The sequence below is a fragment of the Proteus vulgaris genome, assembly GCF_011045815.1.
Classification (GTDB): Bacteria; Pseudomonadota; Gammaproteobacteria; order Enterobacterales; family Enterobacteriaceae; genus Proteus; species Proteus vulgaris_B.
The window spans coordinates 4,198,177-4,218,623 of the sequence record NZ_CP047344.1 but is presented as its reverse complement, the minus strand read 5'-3'; the positions used below and the strand labels follow the sequence as shown (position 1 = coordinate 4,218,623).

The following is a 20,447-nucleotide window of genomic DNA, read 5'->3' as shown; positions in this document are numbered from 1 at the left end:
ATTAGAAGTAAATAATGAAGATATAAAAAGCACACTCTTTATATTGAGTGCATTCTTTATTTAGGTTTAGATATTTTTTAATGAATACGTTATTGAGGTTCTTGTTCTTCAGAACTCAATAAATCGTAATTCAAGAGATTTTTATTACCATCAATGACCATTATTGGTGATATGGGTTGATAACAATCATTTAATGGTGAGTAGCATTTATTGGGAGAAGTATGCTCTATGCCAAGCCAACTGCTTAATAACCAATAATTATTTGCTGTTGAATAAGGCTTGCTCAAAACCTCATTACTCATTATTGGTTTTATTGTAGAGGGGCTATACCAAATGAACAAAGGAATATCGTAAGCTTCTTTTCGTGGAGTATTTACACCATGATGATAACGAACCTCTCTATTCTTATCGATGCGCTGTAAAGCATGATCTGCAAAGTATAGAATAGATGAGGGTTTATCTTTTACTTTTTCAATAATATTATTAATTAACTTATCTGTATAAGCGATAGAGCTGTCATAACAATTATCATCTTCTTGTTGTGTGAATTTTTTTAAATCTTGATTTGGAAATCGGTTACAAGCAGGTTCATGGCTACCATAAGTATGCAAAATAATAAATTTTTTCTGTGTAGATGGCTCATTAAGTGCTTTATCTAAATAAGGAAGTAGCTCTTCATCATAGCCAATAAAATCATTCCATTTTTTATTCTGTGCCATATTAGCAATGACCGAGATTACACTTGTCTTTTGATTCCCTTTCCCTTGATTACTTAGCCAATAAGTTTTAAATCCAGCATGATTAGCGAGGGAAACAATATTATCAGCGTAATGATTTTTATCCTGTAATTGCTCTAATCCTATATTTGAGAGAGAAATTGGTACAGAAAGAATAGTTACAGGGGCTGGAGAGTAAACATTCTCAAAAAGAATTAGATTATTTTTTTCTTTCATTAAATTTGGAGTTGTATCATGAGGATAACCATAAATACCTAAATGGTCACGTCGAACAGATTCTCCAATAATAAGAATATAAATCTCTGTATTATCATCCTTTTTACTATATTGATAATTAACTTTTTGAGAAGCAATTCTTTTTATTTGACGATTTTCATGAAACGTTCTAACTAGTGCGGCTGCATTATAAAAAGGTGTATTTAAAAGAGTATATTCAGAGACTAATTTAGTATTGTTATCATTTCTTAATGCTAAGTTTTTATATATAGGAATAATCGCTATTAATATAATAATCGCAATAACACTATTTATCGTGGTTTTTAAATGAGAAAATCGAGCGCTCTTATGGATAAGAAAGTAATAAATAGAGAAGCTACATATATAAAATAATACGTAATATTTATTATAAGAAAGCATACCAACAGTCTCACTGCCGTTAGTATTTATAAACGTTTCTGCGATAGACGAGGAAAATGCAATATCGTGTTCACGATAGAAAAATAGAGAAATAGACAGATTTAAAGACCATAGTGCACTAATTATAAATGTTACTATTTTTCCTAGAATTGAACGATAAATTCCACTACACATCAGCATAAGTAGCCAACCGATGAGAACAATATAAAGCTTTTGTTCTATGTACAACGTTGAGCCACCAAGTATTGCTGGTGTTATAGATAAAAGAAATAAAAGTATGTAATAAGTTAGTCGAGACATAATCTATTTAAAACTGTCACCTCTTCTTATGTAGAACAAAAAGTTAACCATTTACCTTTTGACAATACAAGGCTTGTTTGACTGAAATGTATCTGAATTTAGTATTATTACGACTTTTCTAACTTTTTTGTATTATTAATAAAGTTATACAGTGAATAAATAATAATAACTTTGTTTTGTAATGTATTGATTTTATTTTATTTTTTATTTCCTTTTGTGATAAAGAGCTAATAAACAGCAAGCTATTAAAATAAACGTATAGATATGTATTTAAAAATTAGATTTATTCTAAATAAGTAAAGGGGGATAAATATGATCGGAATGTATATCAATAAAATAAAAGTGCTCTTCTTTTTTATAAAAGAATGAGCACTTTTGTCGTAAATTGTTAGTGGTTTTTATGACTTTTAGTGATCTTTACCTTGTTCAATTCCTAAGCCAATTTGAGAGCGAATAAATTGTGCTTGAAACTTCGCTTTTTCTTGCTCACCTAAAGATGATTTATCTGTAATTGAAAAAAACCATGAAACAACAAATGCTATTATCATTGAAAATAATGCTGGATATTCATAAGGATAGATAGGTTTTTCGTGACCTAAAATACTGACCCAAATTGTTGGCCCTAAGATCATTAATGTTACGGCTATTAATAAACCAGACCATCCCCCAGCTACAGCGCCACGTGTTGTTAGCCCTTTCCAATACATTGATAGCAAAATGATTGGGAAGTTACAGCTTGCGGCTATTGAGAAAGCGAGTCCTACCATAAAGGCAATGTTTTGCTTCTCAAATAGAATACCTAAACCAATAGCGACTATCCCCAATATCACAACAGTTACTTTAGATACATTAAGTTCTTTACGTTCATCAGCATGGCCATTTTTAATGACGTTAGCATAAAGGTCATGAGAAACAGCGGATGCGCCGGCTAAAGTCAACCCTGCGACAACAGCTAATATAGTGGCAAAAGCAACCGCAGAGATAAAACCTAGGAAGAAATTACCCCCAACAGCATCAGCAAGATGAACTGCCGCCATGTTTGTGCCACCAATTAAAGCGCCAGTGGCATCCTTGAACACAGGATTAGGGCTAACGAGTAGGATAGCGCCGAAACCAATGATAAAAGTAAGAATATAGAAATAGCCGATAAAACCTGTCGCATAGAAGACACTCTTACGGGCTTCTTTGGCATCACTAACCGTAAAGAAGCGCATGATGATATGAGGAAGTCCTGCTGTACCAAACATTAATGCAAGACCTAAAGAAAGTGCAGAAATAGGATCAGAAACTAATCCTCCTGGGCTCATAATTGAGGCTCCTTTTGAATGCACATTTACAGCTTCTTTAAATAAGGTATTGAAATTAAAATCTACCGCTTTCATGACCATAACAGCCATAAAACTTGCACCAGCGAGTAATAAAATAGCTTTGATGATTTGTACCCATGTCGTTGCTAACATGCCGCCAAATAACACATACAGCACCATGAGAATACCGACGAGCACCACAGCAATATGATAGTTTAAGCCGAAAAGTAGCTCGATTAGTTTTCCAGCCCCGACCATTTGTGCAATCAGATAAAGAGCCACCACAACTAAAGAGCCTATAGCAGAGAGTGTTCTAATAGGCTTAGGGCTTAATCGATAAGAGACGACATCAGCAAAGGTATAACGTCCTAAATTACGTAAACGTTCAGCAATAATAAAAAGAATAATCGGCCAGCCGATGAGGAATCCTATTGAATAAATCAGACCATCGTAACCAGAGGTATAAACGAGTGCGGAAATCCCTAAAAAGGATGCTGCTGACATAAAATCGCCTGCAATAGCCATCCCATTTTGAAATCCTGTTATTTTTCCTCCAGCCGTATAATAGTCTGAACGTGAACGAGTACGTTTAGAGGCCCAATAAGTGATATAAAGCGTTAAACCGACAAATATCAGAAACATAATAATAGCCTGAATATTCATCGGTTGTTTCTCACCACCTTCCGTTATTGCAGCCGCATAAACAGCGGTTGAAGAGAGGAGAAATAGGCTTATTGTGTAGAGTAATTTGCTCATTTTTCTACCTCTTCAATAATCTCGCTTGTTAGTTTGTCATACTCTGTATTGGCTTTTACAACGTAAATACCAGTTAATAAAAATGAAGTAATAATTAATCCAATGCCAATAGGAATACCTCGTGTAATGTAGCTTCCCTCATACAAGGGAGTGCCGAGCCATTGTGGATAGAAGGCAATAAGTAAGATAAATGATACATACATCACGAGTGTAATAATTGAAAGTGTCCATGAAAAACGACTGCGTTTTTTAACCAGTTCTTTAAAGCGAGGGTTATTTTCTATCTCTTGATAAATATTGGCATTCATCAGAGTTCTCCTCTATATAATTGTTTGGTTGATCACTTTATTTAGAGGCTTAAATCCCCCGCATTCCATGATTTTCAGGTAAGAGAGCCTAGCAAAGGCATTTTCATGCCTTTGCAGTGTCGTATCACGTTTTTAAATGACAGTTATATTGCTGTATGTTAAGCGGTAAGTGATAGAGACTGTTTTTCTTCTAACAGTTTCTCTACAACACCTGGATCGGCAAGTGTTGAGGTATCTCCGAGGTTAGTAGTGTCACCAGAGGCAATTTTACGCAAGATGCGTCGCATAATTTTCCCCGAGCGCGTTTTGGGTAAAGAATCTGTCCAGTGAAGAATATCAGGTGTTGCAATTGGCCCTATTTCTTTACGCACCCAGTTACGGACTTCTGTATAAAGCTCAGGTGTTGGCTCTTCGCCATGGTTTAACGTGACATAAGCATAAATAGCTTGCCCTTTAATATTATGAGGAATACCCACTACTGCTGCTTCAGCAATCTTAGGGTGAGCGACGAGGGCAGATTCTATTTCTGCTGTTCCTAATCGGTGGCCTGAAATATTCAAGACATCATCAACACGCCCTGTTATCCAATAGTCACCATCTTCATCACGGCGAGCACCATCACCAGAAAAATACATTCCTTTAAAGGTTGAAAAATATGTCTGCTCAAAGCGATCATGATCACCAAAAAGTGTTCTTGCTTGACCAGGCCAAGAATCAACAATCACCAAGTTACCTTCACAAGCACCTTGTTGTATTTCTCCCATATTATCGACAATGGCGGGCTGAACACCAAAGAAAGGTCGTGTTGCAGAACCTGGTTTTAAGTCCATGGCACCAGGTAATGGGGTTATCATGAAACCACCAGTTTCTGTTTGCCACCATGTATCAACAATCGGGCATTGGCTTCGGCCCATTTTCTGATAGAACCATTCCCAAGCTTCTGGGTTAATAGGTTCACCTACAGAGCCAAGAATGCGTAGAGAAGTGCGTTGAGTTCCTTCAATCGCTTTATCGCCTTCAGCCATTAACGCACGAATTGCGGTAGGAGCTGTGTAAAGAATATTGATTTGGTGTTTATCAACGATTTGAGCCATACGGTTAACTGCTGGGTAATTAGGTACACCTTCGAACATGACTGTTGTTGCGCCATTTGAAAGCGGGCCGTACAGTAAGTAGCTATGGCCTGTTACCCAACCCACATCAGCAGTACACCAATAAATATCACCTTCATGATAATCAAAGGTGTATTTAAACGTCATTGAAGCATAAACAAGATAGCCTCCAGTGGTATGTAACACGCCTTTAGGTTTACCTGTTGAACCCGATGTATACAGAATAAAGAGTGGATCTTCTGCATCTATAGCTTCGATATCACACTCAGTACTTACACCTTGAATGATCTCATCCCACCAAATATCACGACCTTCGATCCATTGTTCGGTATTTCCTGTTCGGCGAAGTACAACAACATGATTAATCGGCGGAATATCGGCATGATTTAATGCATCATCGACATTTTTCTTTAGAGGAATAGCACGACCTGCGCGTAAGCCTTCATCAGCGGTGATAACTAATTTGGCTTTTGAATCAATAATACGACCAGCAACGGCTTCTGGTGAGAAACCACCAAAAATAACAGAATGGATTGCACCAATACGAGTACAAGCGAGCATAGCAACTGCAGCTTCAGGTACCATCGGCATATAAACTGCCACAACATCGCCTTTTTTAATTCCTAGATTTTTTAATACATTAGCGAATTGGCAAACATCTTGGTGGAGTTGTCGGTAAGTGATTTTTTTCGACTCATTAGGTGAGTCACCTTCCCAAATAATTGCAGTTTGATTAGCTCGTGTTTTAAGGTGGCGATCAAGGCAGTTTTGGCTGATGTTTAGCTGTCCATCTTCAAACCAGCGAATGCGTACATGGCCAGGGTCAAATGAAGTGTTTTTTACCACAGTATATGGTTTTATCCAGTCAACAATTTTCCCTTTATCTGCCCAAAAGGCCTCAGGGTTTTTGATAGATAATTCATAGTCTTTTTGGTATTGCTCTTTATTAATCAGGGCGTGTTCTGCAATGGTTGCAGGAATATGATGTTGGTTTATTTTTGTCATAATAGTTCTCCTCACTATTGTTAATACTATGTCAAAAAGTCGTTAACAAAAGAGGGTAAATAAAAATTGTTTCTTTTTTGCGCAGAAGATCACGAATTAATGGAAATGCTTTTCATGGAATGTTCAATTAGTGCTAAAGCAAGGTGTGCATTATTTAGCTTTATTTATCTTGTTTAATAGAATTATTATTTAATAAAAGGCTTTTAAATTAAAATAATATACTGTGAAAATTAATTAACGAGTGCTGAATAAAAAAACCACAAAAATAATATGGATATGATAATGATTTTCATTAACGTTTTTTTCACTATAATGAAATGAAAAGATAAATCACATGATGTGATCCAAGATAAAACAGCACTGGAGATTAATATGAGCTATACATTACCTGCACTGCCTTATGCTTACGATGCATTAGAACCTCATTTTGATGAGCGCACAATGGAAATTCACCATACAAAGCATCATCAAACTTATGTGAATAATACCAATACTGCATTAGAAAAATTACCTGAACTTGCTGGTTTAGATATTGATGAACTAGTTAAAAATCTTCATAAAGTACCTGCTGATCAACGTACATTCTTACGTAATAACGCAGGTGGTCACTCAAATCACTCTTTATTTTGGAAAGGTTTAAAATTAGGAACTCAATTACAAGACTCACTAAAAGAGGCGATTGAACGCGATTTTGGTAGTGTTGATGCTTTTAAAGAGTTATTTGAAAAAGCAGCTGCTAGTCGTTTTGGCTCAGGCTGGGCATGGCTAGTATTAAAAGATGACGGTAAGTTAGCCGTCGTTTCTACAGCCAACCAAGATAGCCCATTAATGGGTGAAGAGTTAGCTGGTGCATCTGGCTATCCAATTGTTGGGTTAGATGTGTGGGAACATGCTTATTACTTGAAATATCAAAACCGCCGCCCTGATTATATCAAAGCGTTCTGGTCAGTTGTGAATTGGGATGAAGCGCAAAAACGTTTTCAGAGCAAAGCATAATTGAATCGATAACTTCTTTTCTATTTTCAATGCCGACAATTGTCGGCATTGTTTATTTTGAACACTCTCTTTACTATGGGTCATTGTTTTCTGTTTAGGTAGTGAGCCATGCGTTATTTCCCTAGTGTTTTTATCGGCAACATCACAACAACGTCTAATGGATTTACCAGTGCGATCACCAAAAGGCTGGTGGATGGTCATATCAAACTCACTTCGTTGGGATTAGAAGGAGATGAGCAAGCAGAAAAGAGCTTTCACGGTGGCCCTGATCGCGCACTTTGTCACTATCCTAAAGAACACTATCTTTATTGGGCTGAGCAATTCCCACAATTGATGGATTTTCTTCATGCTCCTGCATTTGGTGAAAATATCTCAACAACAGGTATGACTGAAGAAAATGTTTTTATTGGTGATATTTACCAATGGGGAAATGCTTTTATCCAAGTTACACAACCTCGCTCTCCTTGCTACAAACTTAATACAGTGACAGAAGTCAGTAGCTTTTCGCAAATTATGCAAGATAGTGGTTATTGTGGTTGGTTATATCGTGTTGTGAGTACAGGAGAAACAGGTAGCCATCATCCTCTTGTCTTGGTTTCAAGAAACAGTGATATCTCTGTTAAAGAAGCGATTTCAATTGCTTTTCATATGCCTTTTGATGAAGAACTTTATCGTCGTCTATTAGGTGCTGCAGGATTATCTGCGAGTTGGAGCAAAACTATGCAGTTAAGACTGCAAAATCAAACTATTGAGAGTTTTAATCGACGCTTATTTAAAGAATAAATAGTTAATTTTCTCTTTACTAAAAAAACACCTCTCTAAAAATAGGAGAGGTGTTTTTTATGTATTAACAGAAAATCATGGGTGAGCAATAAACCCGATTGCGTCATAAACCTTGTCTAAGGTTGCTTGAGCGCGAGCTTTAGCTTTATCGGCACCTTCTTTCATGATTTTATTAAGTAGAGCATCATCATTACGGAATGTGTTAAATCGTTCTTGAATGTTGGCTAGCATTTCAGAGACTGCATCTGCAACAGCACCTTTTAGATGACCGTACATTTGGCCTTCAAATTCAGCTTCTAATTCAGGAATCGTTTTACCTGTTACACCCGCTAAAATATCTAGTAAGTTAGATACACCCGCTTTATTTTCGAGATCGTAAATAACACGAGGTGGCTCTTCTGAGTCAGTCATTGCCCGTTTGATTTTTTTAGCTGCCGCTTTTGGATCTTCAAGCAATGCGATAACGTTATTACGGTTATCATCAGATTTAGACATTTTTTTAGTTGGATCTTGTAATGCCATAACACGCGCACCACCTTTTGGAATAAAAGGATCTGGTACAGTGAAGATATCGCCATAAATAGCGTTAAAACGCTGAGCAATATCACGACTTAATTCAAGATGTTGTTTTTGGTCAATACCAACAGGAACTTGATTTGTTTGATAAATAAGAATATCTGCTGCCATTAATACAGGATAATCAAATAATCCAGCGTTAATATTTTCAGCATGACGTGCTGATTTATCTTTAAATTGAGTCATACGGCTCAATTCACCAAAATAGGTGTAACAATTGAGTGCCCAACTTAATTGAGCATGTTGTGGAACATGTGACTGAACAAAAATGGTGCTTTTTTCTGGATCAATACCACAAGCAAGATAGAGTGCCAGCGTATCTAGCGTTCTTTTTCTTAATTCTTTTGGATCTTGACGAACTGTAATGGCGTGTTGGTCAACGATACAGTAAATGCAGTCATAATCATCTTGCATTTGTACCCATTGACGTAATGCACCCATATAGTTTCCGATAGTTAACTCACCAGAAGGCTGTGCACCACTGAATACAATTGGTTTTTTTGCCGTTTTTTCTACTGAAGTCGTCATGTTAGTTCTATTCCACAGTTGTCATTGGCGTGATGTCGAGGATTGAGAGCAAATCAGCAAAATTATCAAGTGTATAATCAGGTTTGCTATCTGTGATAGATACGCCGTAGTTATAGCCATAGGTTAAACCTACGCAAGGGCATTGTGCCTCTTGTGCTGCAATAATATCGTTGCGAGAATCCCCAACAAAAAGGAGTTCTTCCTTTTTAACACCAAATGTACCCATTGTTAAATATAATGGTGCTGGATGTGGTTTTTTTTCTTTAACATCGTCTCCTCCTAGCACCAAGGAAAAATACCTATCAATTTCCAGTTGCTGTAATAATGGAGCTATAAATGGTGATGGTTTATTGGTGACGATACCTAATGGAATATTATGTGAAGCTAATACTTCAAGCGTTTCTTTAACGTGTGGAAATAAATCACTGCCTGTTTTGACAGAAGTTGCATAATGTTCATCAAAAAGATCACGCATTTCTTTTAATAAGGTTTCTGTGACATCCTCAACGCCAGCATTATGCAAAGCACGCGTAAGTAGCATATCAACGCCATTACCCACCCAAATAGTGACATTATGTTTTCCAGCAGGAGGAAAGCCTTTTGCTTTTAATGCGTAATCTGTTGCTTCTGTAAGCCCTACTGCGCTGTCGGTGAGTGTGCCATCAAGATCAAAGGCGATAGCACGGATACCTTTGAGTTTTTTATCTGTCATTACGATACCTTTTTTAATTCACGGCGCATATTGTCGATAACATGTTTATAGTCAGGCTGATTGAAAATAGCAGAGCCAGCAACAAACATATCTGCACCCGCTTGGGCAATTTCAGCAATATTATCGACTTTGACACCGCCATCAATTTCTAAACGAATGTCATAACCACCATCATCAATCATCTTACGAACTTGGCGTAATTTATCGAGAGTGTTAGGAATAAATGATTGGCCACCAAAACCTGGGTTAACAGACATCAGCAGGATAAGATCTAATTTATCCATAACATAGTCGAGATAGTTTAATGGGGTTGCTGGATTAAGTACTAAGCCTGCTTTACACCCACAGTCTTTGATTAATTGAATAGTACGGTCAACGTGGTCACTGGCTTCTGCATGAAATGAAATATAAGTTGCGCCTGCTTGTGCAAAATCAGGGATGATGCGATCAACTGGCTTTACCATTAAGTGAACATCAATAGGTGCAGTAATTCCATAGTTACGTAAGGCTTTACATATCGGTGCGCCAAACGTTAGATTTGGAACATAATGGTTATCCATGACATCAAAGTGGACAACGTCAGCACCCGCAGCAAGTACTTTTTCAGTATCTTCACCAAGGCGTGCAAAATCAGCAGATAAAATAGAAGGGGCAATCAGAAAATCTTTCATCGCATTCTCCTGACAACACTCCCATTGTCGGGAGGTGTTAACGATTATTTATATAAGGCAAGTAATTCGTTCACTTTGCTACGACCGAGTGTGTTGCTACTGATTGTTCTTCTGACTTTCACACTGTGTAGCTCTTTTGCGTCTACATACCACTCTTTTGTTAACGCAGTCTCATGATTTGATATTAACACGGGTATCTGTCTCTCGTAAGCCAGCATTGAGGCAAGTTGAGCCAGATGTTCCTGCTCTTGAAAACTAAAGCTATTTGTATGGTATGACGTGAAATTTGCAGTGGGTGATAATGGCGCATAAGGAGGATCACAATAAATGACGGCACCTTTTTCTGCATTTGTCATGGTTGATGAATAGCTTTGGCAAACAAATTCAGCTTTTTGCGCTTTTTCAGAAAACCAAATTAACTCTGTTTCAGGGAAATAAGGTTTTTTGTAACGGCCAAAAGGGACGTTATATTCACCTTTAGAATTATAACGACATAAACCATTGTAGCAATGACGGTTAAGATAGAGAAATAAGACACTACGTTGATAAGGATCAGTTGAGCGATTAAACTCTTGTCGTAGTTGATAAAATTCCTCTGCGATATTCATTTGAGGGGTAAATAATAAGCGAGCATCCTTCATGAATTTTTCAGGATGTTGCTTTACCGTATTATAGAGATGAATTAGATCACTATTTATGTCGGCAAGAATATATGAATCGTATTCTGTATTTAAAAAAACAGAACCAGCACCCATAAAAGGTTCAATTAAACAGTTACCCTCAGGTAGATGACGTTTAATATCATCTACCAAAGGATACTTACCACCAGCCCATTTTAGGAATGCGCGCTTTTTTTTCATGCCGTCCAAATTTCTCAATCGTTTCAGAGTCGCCGATTGTACTCTGTTTCAGACAGCATATCAGCGGTGAACCTCGTCTTAATTATTTTTTTAGATCCTGATGAACATGTTTCATCGGTCTAACCCAAGGTTGTTTCGCTTGTACCGGTGCAGGTAATGAAGAAACAGCCTGTTTAGCTTCGCTTATATTACGATAGTTACCATAGATGAGTACATACCAAGGGTTACCATTACGCTGAGTTTTATAGATAGCGTAGTTTCCATTGAGGTTCTTTTTAGCGAAAGCTTCTAAGGTATCTTGGCGACTTGCGCCACTTAATTGCAATGTATAATTTGAAGCTGGAATAGAACTTAAATTGCCAGCAGATAATGAGCCTGAAACAACCGGTTTAGCGGCTGGTTTAGATTGTGTTGTTGCTGGTGGTGTTACCGGCTTTGTTGGCGGTGTTTTTACTTCAGCAGGTTTTTGTACAGGTTGCACTGGCTTGGTTGCTGGTGGTTGTGTAGCAGGCTGTACTGGTTTTGTTTGTTGTGAATTTAATTGCTGCTGTTGGTTTGTTGCTTGGTTTATACCCGCTTGTTGTTGATTTAAAGAATCAACAATATCACCGGGGATCTCAACACGTTGACCTTGTGAATCAATCATCGGTGGTAAATTTTGTGAAGGGGGTGTCACAGATTGAATTTCTTGCCCAGAAATAGCTTGAGGTGTTGATGGCTGCCCATTTTCTGTAGGTGTAACGGATGACGGTTGTTGAGACAGATCGATATTTCTTTCTGTTCCAGTTGGTGACGTAGGTTCAGTTGTTTCTGGTGATTTTAATGCAGAACTGATTGCAATAATTAACAGAATAAGTACTAGGACACCCACACCAATCATCATCTGTTGACGGGATACAGAGAAGCGTGCATTTTTTAATGGGTTGTTACGAGGTCGGTTGGTTCGACGTTCAGGTCTATCCGATGTATCAGGTTTGAGTGAATTATCACCCTTAGTTTCATTATCAGGTTTGAACTCGTCCATTATGCCCTCCGTCAGAGCGTCAAAAAGCGAAAAATATTCTATTCAGCCTTAGCCATTACCTCATAGTATAAGGATGAAACGCTTTTTCTGAAACGTTGCATTTGACAATATTAACCAGAATTATCCTTAAGTAGGTATTCTGGTTTGCTTCTAGTCAGGTAATGGGGAGCTTAATTTGCATTAATGCAAGATGTTATCGCTTTGTGGACTTGTTCGCGAGAAATATCCGCACGTAATTCAGATTGACCGATGCCTTTTGGTAAAACGAGGTGTAATTTGCCACCAGAGACCTTTTTATCTCTCATCATATGAGGTAAATAGTCATCAGGTGTCATTTCTACAGGGCCATTGACGGGGAGATTTGCTTTCTCAAGTAATTGAATAACACGTTGTGTTTCTTCTTCAGTAAATTGACCGAGTACTTGAGAGGTTCTTGCCGCCATTACCATACCTGCTGCAACCGCTTCACCATGCAACCAAACACCATATCCCATATGAGCTTCAATAGCGTGCCCATAAGTATGGCCTAGATTGAGTAATGCACGTAAGCCACTGGTTTCTTTTTCATCTGCGGCGACAACTTCAGCTTTGAGCTCACAGCAACGACGGATACAAAAAGCCATAGCTTTAGGGTCAAGCGCCAAAAGTTTATCAATATTATTTTCAAGCCAGATAAAGAAGTCTTTATCTAAAATGATACCATATTTAATAACTTCAGCTAAACCAGATGAAAGTTCACGAGGTGGTAATGTGGCAAGGCAATCGAGATCAATAATGACAGAAGCTGGTTGGTAAAATGCACCAATCATATTCTTGCCAAGAGGGTGATTAACTGCTGTTTTTCCGCCAACGGATGAGTCAACTTGTGATAACAACGTGGTAGGAACTTGAATAAAGCGAACACCTCGTTGGTAACTTGCTGCCGCAAAACCGGTTAGATCACCAATAACACCGCCGCCTAATGCGATAAGTGTCGTGTCTCGATTGTGATTTTTTTCTAATAATGCAGTAAAGACATTGTTCATGATTTCAAGCGATTTATATTGTTCGCCATCAGGTAAAATCACGCTATCAACCAAAACACCTTGTTTTTTCAAGGTGTTTGTTACCTTTTCTAAATAGAGAGGAGCAAGTGTTACATTCGTAACTATCATAACTTGCTGCCCTGATTTTAATGGTAAAAAAGTATCAGGTTGATGAAAAAGGCCAGAAGCAATGGTAATGGGATAGCTTCTTTCACCTAATGTGACAGTGATTTTTTCCATAACAGTGGCCTTCTTCTTATTGTCTTTACTTAACCTTATAAATAGCTGAATTTATTAGTTTTGTTCTAATAATTCAATTATTTGATTGGCTACAATTTTTGCACTCTGATCATCAGTATGAATTGTGATGTCAGCAATCTCTTCATAAAGAGGATTACGTTCTTCAGCTAATGTCTCTAGGACATCACGTACAGGTTCAACACCTTGCAATAAAGGACGTTTTTTATCACGTTGGGTACGAGCGAGTTGCTTTTCAATGTTTGTTTCTAAATAAACAACCACACCACGAGCAGATAGTCTGTTACGGGTTTCTCGCGATTTCACCGAACCGCCACCTGTAGCAAGTACGATGCCTTGCTTTTCAGTGAGTTCGTTGATTATTTTCTCTTCTCGTTGACGGAAGCCTTCTTCGCCTTCTACATCAAATACCCAACCTACATCCGCACCTGTACGCCGCTCAATTTCCTGATCGGAATCATAAAACTCCATACTAAGTTGTTGAGCTAACTGACGACCAATAGTGCTTTTGCCGGCACCCATAGGCCCAACCAGAAAGATATTACGTTTCTCTGCCATGTTTTTGGTATTACTAAGATATTCGTTAATGATAACCCGCCCCGCCAAATTCATTCAGCGACGGGACCTAAACTGAAATTTATGAGTGTTTATCTAATTCACACCTGATAACATTTGTTATCTACTCTCATAATAAGACTGAGTTCTTTCAGTAGATCGCTATAAAATAACCACATGCTGTTGCAAACAACAACATAGGATAAAAATCCCTTTGCCTACAGTACATAACAAAAACTACTAAAAAAAGTAATCATCTTTGTTGGCAACGCGAAGATTCTAACACAATTTAGTCGGAAAACTGCATCTGATAATATTGTCTTTTTCGTCATCAAGCGATCAATATTACATATAAAAAGCCCTACCTCCAAGAATAGAGGAAGTGCATAAAATGTATCCGTATTATCATTGTGATGTTTCAGGTCCACTCAAATTAGCTAACCCTTGTAAGCTAAATCGTCCTCATCGTCAAATCTATAAATACTGATTATAAGAAAAAACAATGAATAACTCTCAGTTTAATCCTAGTGGTAAACAGATAACTTTTTGTATTTTATGATAAAAATTTTTATCACATAAAAAGTTAGATTAATTTGGGTGTAATAAAAATAACCAATTCATGGCGACTATGCTGATCTCTTTTATGGCTAAAAAGTATCCCTAATAATGGGATAGATGATAATAATGGGATTTTTGCTGTATGCTCTTGCTGCTTTTGTTGAAATATTCCTCCTAACATAATAGTTTCTCCATCATTAATAGTGACTTCTGTACTGATCTCTTGCTTGTCGATAGAAAGGTGTTCACTACCACCTTGAACAAGGGCGATACCAGGTGTGTTTTGGCTGATTTTAAGTATTAACCTTATTTTTTTATTTCTCTGAATAATCGGTGTGACTTCCATTCCTAATACCGCCTCCTTAAATTGAACACGAGTGGCTTCATTATCTCGGCTGACATAGGGAATTTCCGTTCCTTGTTTTATTGAGGCCGTTTTCTCATGAGCTGCTGTTAGTCTTGGACTCGCTATAATTGATAGCTGCTTTTCTTGTTCTAATGCACTTAACTCAAGTTCTAATAGGCGACCATTAATCCTGGCAATATTAAAGGCAATATAGTGAAGTGGATTTTTGGTATTTTGATGAAGTGATAATGCAGACAGCGAAGGTATTGATAAAGCAGAGTTAGGATTTATTGGTGTAGTACTAGGTATTGTCGATACTGCTTCAGTATTTGTAGTTTTTAATGCTTGTAAGCCCCATTGGGTACCTAATTCATTTAGCGCATCTTGACTGCTACTGACGATATGCGCAGTGATATGAACTTGTTGTTGTGGTGTATCTTTTAATTTTAGCCAATCTGCGATTTCAGAAAGTGCTTTGTTATTATCGACAATTGAAAGGCTATTCGAGTCACTATCAGCAATGATCCGGCCTTGTTTACTTAATAGTGGGATTGCATAAGTGCTAAGTTGCTTCGCTAATGTTTCTGCATCAGCATAATTTAACGGATAAAGTCGATGGTGTAATTGTTCAGTTTGCTGTGTGTCTTCCCATGGTTCTTCAGTGGATATTGAAGGTATATTTTCATGATTAATAGCATCAGAAACGTCAGGGAAGAACGGATCTCTCAGGTGAGCCAAAACACAAGTTGTCATACATAACATTATAAAGAAAACCAATGTTTTCATGATATGCCACCTTGTTCTAATGAGAGTTCTTTTAGTGCCATTAGTGTGATTTGAATAGAAAGTAACTCTGTTTTTGTTGGAGTAATATCGAGCGAGATAAGCAATAATCCGGTTTGATTAAGGTGTTCGAGTAAAGTTATCAAGCGAGTATAAGGCAAAGTAAAAGTGAGCTTATATAACGAATTAGGTGAGTTTTCCCAAATTTCAGGGATGAAATGATAGGTAATAAGTAGGTGTTGTAGTTGCTCATGAGTTGATGGATTATTTAATGAAATATGATAATCAGCTTGTTGTGCAATAAGTGATTCAAGTGATGGTGCTGTCTCTAACGTCTTTTGATAATGATGAATACGAGAGAGCCTTTGGGTTGTTTCCATTTGCTGTTGAGTTATTTCTTGCTGGTAACCGCTATAAATAAAGAAGTAATAAAGTAGAAAAATAGTAAAGGGTATTGTTAAGCTCAGTAATGTTATTTGCCACATGGCAAGAGAAATCACAAATTGTAACCATTGCACATTTATCTTCATGGTACTTCCTCGACATCTTTTTTATTCCACGGTTCGTCGATTTCCCATTTTCCCGTTAAATGAACTTCGGTATAGGACGGGGAGATTTTGCTTTGTTGTAAATAATCCAACGATAGAGTGGCAAGAATGGGGTGTTGTTTAAAATGGGTTATAAAAGAGAGAGATTGTGTTTTGGGTAAAATAAGATCTAAAGAGTGGCTATTATCCGTATCAGAATAATGACTTACCCATACAGCAGCAGGGAGATAAACTTCAATAGCCTGAAAAAAGCGTATGTAATGTAAATAACGTAACCAATTTTTATAATAAAGCGAATAGCGCTGAGAGCATAAGTCGGTTTGTTCTTTCTGTTGTTGATAAATATTGAGTTGTTCGAACAAACCCTTTTCTTGTTGCTGTGTTTGAGTGTGTAATGCTGAGGCGGTATTTCGCTTTTGGGCTAAATGATAGGTGTAATAACCGCAAATTATCAGCGTGATAGTGATAAAAATTAATGTTTGATAAGTCCATATTACGATCCTTTTTCTAAATAAATTGTGGCGCCAAGGTAGGTAATTTACTTGATACATGATTTCTCCTAAGGACGTAATGCTAAACCAAGAGCGATAAGGGAAAGGGTGTTTTCTTTTGTGGTTGCTTGAAATAAATAATGGGAAAAATCAGGCCAAAGAGGCATTGAATGGCTAAATGCAGCTGCATTATCGCCAGCAAAATAGCACTGTTCTTTAGACCAATGATATTTCTCTATTAGCTGATAAATAGCGGCTTGTTGTTCTTGCTGATCTTGATAAGGAAGAGTGCCGTAATGGGGCATTTCATCATCAGATGAAACCCAAAATAGTGTGTTATTTTTACAATAAATAAGCTTGTTTTTAGGTGAGATATTAAGATAGGTGGCTAAATAGCGTAGCGCACACGCGGGTAAATCAATCGCAGAGAGCGCTAAGTTTATTTCGGAAAACAAGGCTATATACTTATCTAATGCTATCTTATGACACAAATGGATAGCGAGTTTGTCGTTATTTTGCCGATAGTCAAAATTAACAGGGTTTTTTGTATTTTGTGTGTAAGATGTGGCTCGTAACTGTGCTAACCGATAACATGCCGCCGATGTAAGGGAAATAAGCGGTGGCAGAGGGATTGTCTGATAACTTTCATAAATATCGGGTAATGAGAGAGTAATATTGTTAATAAAAGGGAGATCTTTGCGCCATTTTATTAAGATATTTCTTAATTTTGTATCATATGAATCATCATTGAGAGGTAAAGGGAATTGCCAAAATGCGCTGATCTTCCATTGTTTATTCTGCTGAAATACCAAAACAGCATTGATATGATGAGTGTTAATTTCAATACCAATCTGGTAATTGTGTGTTTCCATAAATGATATCCATATCTATTGATGAGTAATTGCCTATTTTCAAAGAGGCGTTACCTTTATACTACGCACTGTTTGTTTATAAACCGCCCAATTCACACTACATGGGAAATTTAAGGTGAAGTTCTTAAAATATTTTTTCATCTTCGTTTTGGCTTGCATAATTTTGGGAGCAGCCTCGATATACGGTATGTATAAGTATGTTGAGCCTCAATTACCCGATGTTGCGACATTAAAAGATGTTCGTTTACAAACCCCTATGCAGGTTTTGAGTGCAGACGGAGAATTAATTGCGCAATATGGCGAAAAACGCCGTTTACCGCTAACGCTAGAGGAAATGCCTCCTCAATTAATTAATGCTTTTATCGCGACCGAAGATACCCGTTTTCGTGAGCATCACGGTATCGATCCCATTGGGATCTCGCGTGCGGTAGTTGTTGCATTAACATCAGGACAAGCTTCTCAAGGTGCAAGTACCATTACGCAACAGTTAGCTCGAAATTTCTTTTTAACGCCTGAGAAGAAATTAATGCGAAAAATTAAAGAAGCCTTTTTGGCTATTCGCATTGAAAAAGAGTTAACAAAAGATGAAATTTTAGCGCTGTATCTAAATAAAATTTATCTGGGTAACCGTGCTTACGGTGTAGGTGCTGCGGCGTATGTTTACTTTGGTAAAAGTGTGCATGATCTTAGCCTTAATGAAATGGCAGTCATTGCTGGTTTGCCTAAAGCACCTTCTACACTAAATCCACTCTATTCTTACGATCGTGCCTTAAAACGCCGTAATGTTGTTTTATTGCGTATGTATGAAGAGAATTACATCACTCGAGCACAATATGAAAGTGCAAGAGCAGAGCCTATTGTGGCTAAATACCATGCACCTCAAATTGATTTCTCAGCCCCATATCTCACTGAAATGGTGAGAATGGAGATGTATGAGCGTTATGGTGAAAATGCTTATACAGATGGCTATAAAATTTACACCACTGTTATTCGTAAAGATCAATTAGCAGCAGAAAAAGCCTTACGTGACAATGTGATTGATTATGATATGCGCCATGGCTATCGCGGTGCTCAAGAAGTCCTTTGGCGTGAAGGGCAAACGCCTTGGGATAATGATGCTATCAATAAAAAATTAAAAGAAATTCAAACTTATGGGCCATTGATCCCAGCAGTTGTGTTATCTGCAGACGCTAAAGAAGCGAAAGTAGTTTTAAAAAATGGCGATAACATTACCTTAGATTTAAAAGCAGTTCGTTGGGCTCGTAAGTTTATTTCAGATACCGCTCAAGGCGCGACACCAACAAAAGTTGATGCAGTAGTTAATGTTGGTGAGCAAATCTGGGTTCGTCAAAATAATGATAACAATTGGGTATTAGCGCAGCTTCCAGGTGTTAATGCGGCATTTGTTGCATTAAATCCACTCAATGGCGGTATTATTGCGCTTGTAGGTGGTTTTGATTTTGAAATCAGTAAGTTTAATCGTGTTTCTCAATCATTGCGCCAAGTGGGGTCGAATATTAAACCTTTCTTGTATGCAGCTGCGTTAGATAAAGGACTTACTTTATCAACACTCCTTAATGATTTACCTATTAGTCGTTGGGATGCGGGTGCAGGTACGGATTGGCGACCTAAAAATTCACCACCAACTTATGCGGGGCCTATTCGTTTACGTCAGGGATTAGGTCAATCTAAAAACGTGGTGATGGTACGTGCAATGCGCGCAATGGGTGTGGATTATGCTGCTGATTATCTCTTACGTTTTGGTTTTCCTAATCAAAATATTGATAGGACAGAATCTTTAGCATTAGGATCACCATCATTTACACCAATGCAAATGGTACGTGGTTTTGCTGTGATGGCGAATGGCGGATATTTAATTGAACCTTACTATATCCAACGTATTGAAAATGCAGAAGGTGAAGTGTTGTTTACTGCAGAGCCAAAAGTAGCCTGCCCAGACTGTACAGATATACCGGTTATTTACGGCGATACCATGCGTTCTATCGCTCTATCTGATGACTATATGGAAAACGTTGCTCAATCTAATAAATCACAGCCTGCGGATGCAGCGCCTGAAATTGAATTAGAACAAGCTCCGTTAGCTGAGACTGTTAAAGAAAGCCCATACGCACCACACGTTATCAGCACACCACTGGCTTACTTAATGCATGATGCATTAAGAACAAACCTTGTGGGTGAACCGGGATGGTCTGGTACAGGTTGGCGGGCTGTTCGTGATCTAAAACGCCAAGATATTGGTGGTAAAACAGGAACAACCAACAGTTCTAAAGATGCATGGTTCTCGGGTTATGGTGCAAATATTGTTGCCACTGCTTGGATTGGCTTTGATGACAGCAGCCGTAACTTAGGACGTACTGCGGCTAGTGGTGGTGAAGCTGGTGCTAAAACAGCGCAACCTATTTGGAATGACTTTATGAAAGTCGCACTTGATGGTGTGCCTGTGAATATGATGCCAGCACCAAAAGGTGTTGTTGCTGTTCAAATAGATAGAAGAACGGGTAAACTTGCAGGTGATGGCCCATCGATGAAAGAGTATTTCATTGAGGGCACACAACCCACAGAAAGAGCAAAAAGCGAAGTGGGAACACAGATTTTTGAGGATAATGGTGAATCTAACGAATTATTCTAATTAATCGAAAAAATCGGATATAAAAATGAAGTAACCCCCAATAGTTGGAC

Annotated in this window: 18 protein-coding genes; 3 read left to right on the top strand and 15 right to left on the bottom strand. The window is 37.8% G+C overall.

The genetic code is table 11. The annotated features are described in order from the left end of the window. Window positions 1–89: 89 nt before the first annotated feature. The 4 genes from GTH24_RS19720 to acs form a co-directional block, all read right to left on the bottom strand. Window positions 90–1,601 (bottom strand): phosphoethanolamine transferase, encoded by a 1,512-nt coding sequence (locus GTH24_RS19720; RefSeq protein ID WP_241254000.1) that lies wholly within the window; start codon window positions 1,599–1,601, stop codon window positions 90–92. A gap of 479 nt (window positions 1,602–2,080) precedes the next feature. Further along, window positions 2,081–3,736 carry a cation acetate symporter gene (locus GTH24_RS19715; protein WP_164526882.1) on the bottom strand — a complete coding sequence of 552 codons (1,656 nt, stop codon included), beginning with the start codon at window positions 3,734–3,736 and terminating at the stop codon, window positions 2,081–2,083. Next, on the bottom strand, window positions 3,733–4,044 hold the full coding sequence (locus GTH24_RS19710) for a DUF485 domain-containing protein (protein WP_072068966.1): 312 nt from the start codon (window positions 4,042–4,044) through the stop codon (window positions 3,733–3,735). The genes GTH24_RS19715 and GTH24_RS19710 overlap by 4 nt, the downstream gene beginning before the upstream one ends. Window positions 4,045–4,202: 158 nt before the next feature. Further along, the gene (acs, locus tag GTH24_RS19705; RefSeq protein WP_164526881.1) at window positions 4,203–6,161 is read right to left on the bottom strand and encodes an acetate--CoA ligase; all 1,959 of its coding nucleotides are present in this window, start codon (window positions 6,159–6,161) and stop codon (window positions 4,203–4,205) included. A gap of 372 nt (window positions 6,162–6,533) precedes the next feature. Here acs and sodA point away from each other — a divergent pair, with 372 nt between their 5' ends. Together sodA and yiiM are read left to right on the top strand one after the other, a co-directional pair. Beyond that, complete coding sequence (gene sodA, locus GTH24_RS19700; protein ID WP_072068964.1) at window positions 6,534–7,157, top strand: superoxide dismutase [Mn]; 624 nt, start codon at window positions 6,534–6,536, stop codon at window positions 7,155–7,157. 108 nt (window positions 7,158–7,265) lie between these two features. Beyond that, a complete protein-coding gene (gene yiiM, locus GTH24_RS19695) occupies window positions 7,266–7,940 on the top strand; it encodes a 6-hydroxyaminopurine reductase (RefSeq protein WP_072068963.1) in 675 nt (224 codons plus the stop codon). Between the two features lie 75 nt (window positions 7,941–8,015). Here the strand turns inward: yiiM and trpS are convergent, their stop codons facing one another. The 11 genes from trpS to GTH24_RS19640 form a co-directional block, all read right to left on the bottom strand. Further along, window positions 8,016–9,044, bottom strand: a complete 1,029-nt coding sequence (trpS, locus tag GTH24_RS19690) for a tryptophan--tRNA ligase (RefSeq protein ID WP_072068962.1) — start codon at window positions 9,042–9,044, stop codon at window positions 8,016–8,018. 7 nt (window positions 9,045–9,051) lie between these two features. Continuing rightward, window positions 9,052–9,756, bottom strand: a complete 705-nt coding sequence (locus tag GTH24_RS19685) for a phosphoglycolate phosphatase (RefSeq protein WP_072068961.1) — start codon at window positions 9,754–9,756, stop codon at window positions 9,052–9,054. Beyond that, window positions 9,756–10,427 (bottom strand): ribulose-phosphate 3-epimerase, encoded by a 672-nt coding sequence (rpe, locus tag GTH24_RS19680; RefSeq protein ID WP_072068960.1) that lies wholly within the window; start codon window positions 10,425–10,427, stop codon window positions 9,756–9,758. Before rpe ends, GTH24_RS19685 begins: the two co-directional genes overlap by 1 nt. A 44-nt stretch (window positions 10,428–10,471) precedes the next feature. Then, entirely contained in the window at window positions 10,472–11,287 is an 816-nt protein-coding gene (gene dam, locus GTH24_RS19675) for an adenine-specific DNA-methyltransferase (RefSeq protein WP_072068959.1), read from the bottom strand. Window positions 11,288–11,369: 82 nt separating this feature from the next. Continuing rightward, window positions 11,370–12,311 carry an SPOR domain-containing protein gene (locus GTH24_RS19670; protein WP_072068958.1) on the bottom strand — a complete coding sequence of 314 codons (942 nt, stop codon included), beginning with the start codon at window positions 12,309–12,311 and terminating at the stop codon, window positions 11,370–11,372. A 170-nt stretch (window positions 12,312–12,481) separates the two neighbouring features. After that, complete coding sequence (aroB, locus tag GTH24_RS19665) at window positions 12,482–13,576, bottom strand: 3-dehydroquinate synthase (RefSeq protein ID WP_072068957.1); 1,095 nt, start codon at window positions 13,574–13,576, stop codon at window positions 12,482–12,484. A 54-nt stretch (window positions 13,577–13,630) separates the two neighbouring features. Then, a complete protein-coding gene (gene aroK / locus GTH24_RS19660; protein WP_036914409.1) occupies window positions 13,631–14,152 on the bottom strand; it encodes a shikimate kinase AroK in 522 nt (173 codons plus the stop codon). 580 nt (window positions 14,153–14,732) lie between these two features. After that, complete coding sequence (gene pilQ / locus GTH24_RS19655) at window positions 14,733–15,839, bottom strand: type IV pilus secretin PilQ (protein WP_164526880.1); 1,107 nt, start codon at window positions 15,837–15,839, stop codon at window positions 14,733–14,735. Beyond that, entirely contained in the window at window positions 15,836–16,366 is a 531-nt protein-coding gene (locus tag GTH24_RS19650) for a hypothetical protein (protein ID WP_072068955.1), read from the bottom strand. Before GTH24_RS19650 ends, pilQ begins: the two co-directional genes overlap by 4 nt. Continuing rightward, window positions 16,363–16,935: a fimbrial assembly protein gene (locus tag GTH24_RS19645; protein ID WP_164526879.1), complete on the bottom strand. Its 573-nt coding sequence runs from the start codon at window positions 16,933–16,935 to the stop codon at window positions 16,363–16,365. The genes GTH24_RS19650 and GTH24_RS19645 overlap by 4 nt, the downstream gene beginning before the upstream one ends. Before the next feature lie 8 nt (window positions 16,936–16,943). Next, window positions 16,944–17,747 carry a hypothetical protein gene (locus GTH24_RS19640; RefSeq protein WP_072068953.1) on the bottom strand — a complete coding sequence of 268 codons (804 nt, stop codon included), beginning with the start codon at window positions 17,745–17,747 and terminating at the stop codon, window positions 16,944–16,946. Window positions 17,748–17,862: 115 nt separating this feature from the next. On the opposite strand from GTH24_RS19640, the gene mrcA reads away from it, so the two are divergent. Beyond that, window positions 17,863–20,397 carry a peptidoglycan glycosyltransferase/peptidoglycan DD-transpeptidase MrcA gene (gene mrcA / locus GTH24_RS19635; protein WP_115351051.1) on the top strand — a complete coding sequence of 845 codons (2,535 nt, stop codon included), beginning with the start codon at window positions 17,863–17,865 and terminating at the stop codon, window positions 20,395–20,397. Window positions 20,398–20,447: the final 50 nt, after the last annotated feature.

What these genes read in the sequence shown, in the direction of transcription:
- GTH24_RS19715 (WP_164526882.1), bottom strand. Translation starts at nt 3,736, where the DNA reads ATGAGCAAATTACTCTACACAATAAGCCTATTTCTCCTCTCTTCAACC.
- GTH24_RS19710 (WP_072068966.1), bottom strand. Translation starts at nt 4,044, where the DNA reads ATGAATGCCAATATTTATCAAGAGATAGAAAATAACCCTCGCTTTAAA.
- acs (WP_164526881.1), bottom strand. Translation starts at nt 6,161, where the DNA reads ATGACAAAAATAAACCAACATCATATTCCTGCAACCATTGCAGAACAC.
- sodA (WP_072068964.1), top strand. Translation starts at nt 6,534, where the DNA reads ATGAGCTATACATTACCTGCACTGCCTTATGCTTACGATGCATTAGAA.
- yiiM (WP_072068963.1), top strand. Translation starts at nt 7,266, where the DNA reads ATGCGTTATTTCCCTAGTGTTTTTATCGGCAACATCACAACAACGTCT.
- trpS (WP_072068962.1), bottom strand. Translation starts at nt 9,044, where the DNA reads ATGACGACTTCAGTAGAAAAAACGGCAAAAAAACCAATTGTATTCAGT.
- GTH24_RS19685 (WP_072068961.1), bottom strand. Translation starts at nt 9,756, where the DNA reads ATGACAGATAAAAAACTCAAAGGTATCCGTGCTATCGCCTTTGATCTT.
- rpe (WP_072068960.1), bottom strand. Translation starts at nt 10,427, where the DNA reads ATGAAAGATTTTCTGATTGCCCCTTCTATTTTATCTGCTGATTTTGCA.
- dam (WP_072068959.1), bottom strand. Translation starts at nt 11,287, where the DNA reads ATGAAAAAAAAGCGCGCATTCCTAAAATGGGCTGGTGGTAAGTATCCT.
- GTH24_RS19670 (WP_072068958.1), bottom strand. Translation starts at nt 12,311, where the DNA reads ATGGACGAGTTCAAACCTGATAATGAAACTAAGGGTGATAATTCACTC.
- aroB (WP_072068957.1), bottom strand. Translation starts at nt 13,576, where the DNA reads ATGGAAAAAATCACTGTCACATTAGGTGAAAGAAGCTATCCCATTACC.
- aroK (WP_036914409.1), bottom strand. Translation starts at nt 14,152, where the DNA reads ATGGCAGAGAAACGTAATATCTTTCTGGTTGGGCCTATGGGTGCCGGC.
- pilQ (WP_164526880.1), bottom strand. Translation starts at nt 15,839, where the DNA reads ATGAAAACATTGGTTTTCTTTATAATGTTATGTATGACAACTTGTGTT.
- GTH24_RS19650 (WP_072068955.1), bottom strand. Translation starts at nt 16,366, where the DNA reads ATGAAGATAAATGTGCAATGGTTACAATTTGTGATTTCTCTTGCCATG.
- GTH24_RS19645 (WP_164526879.1), bottom strand. Translation starts at nt 16,935, where the DNA reads ATGTATCAAGTAAATTACCTACCTTGGCGCCACAATTTATTTAGAAAA.
- GTH24_RS19640 (WP_072068953.1), bottom strand. Translation starts at nt 17,747, where the DNA reads ATGGAAACACACAATTACCAGATTGGTATTGAAATTAACACTCATCAT.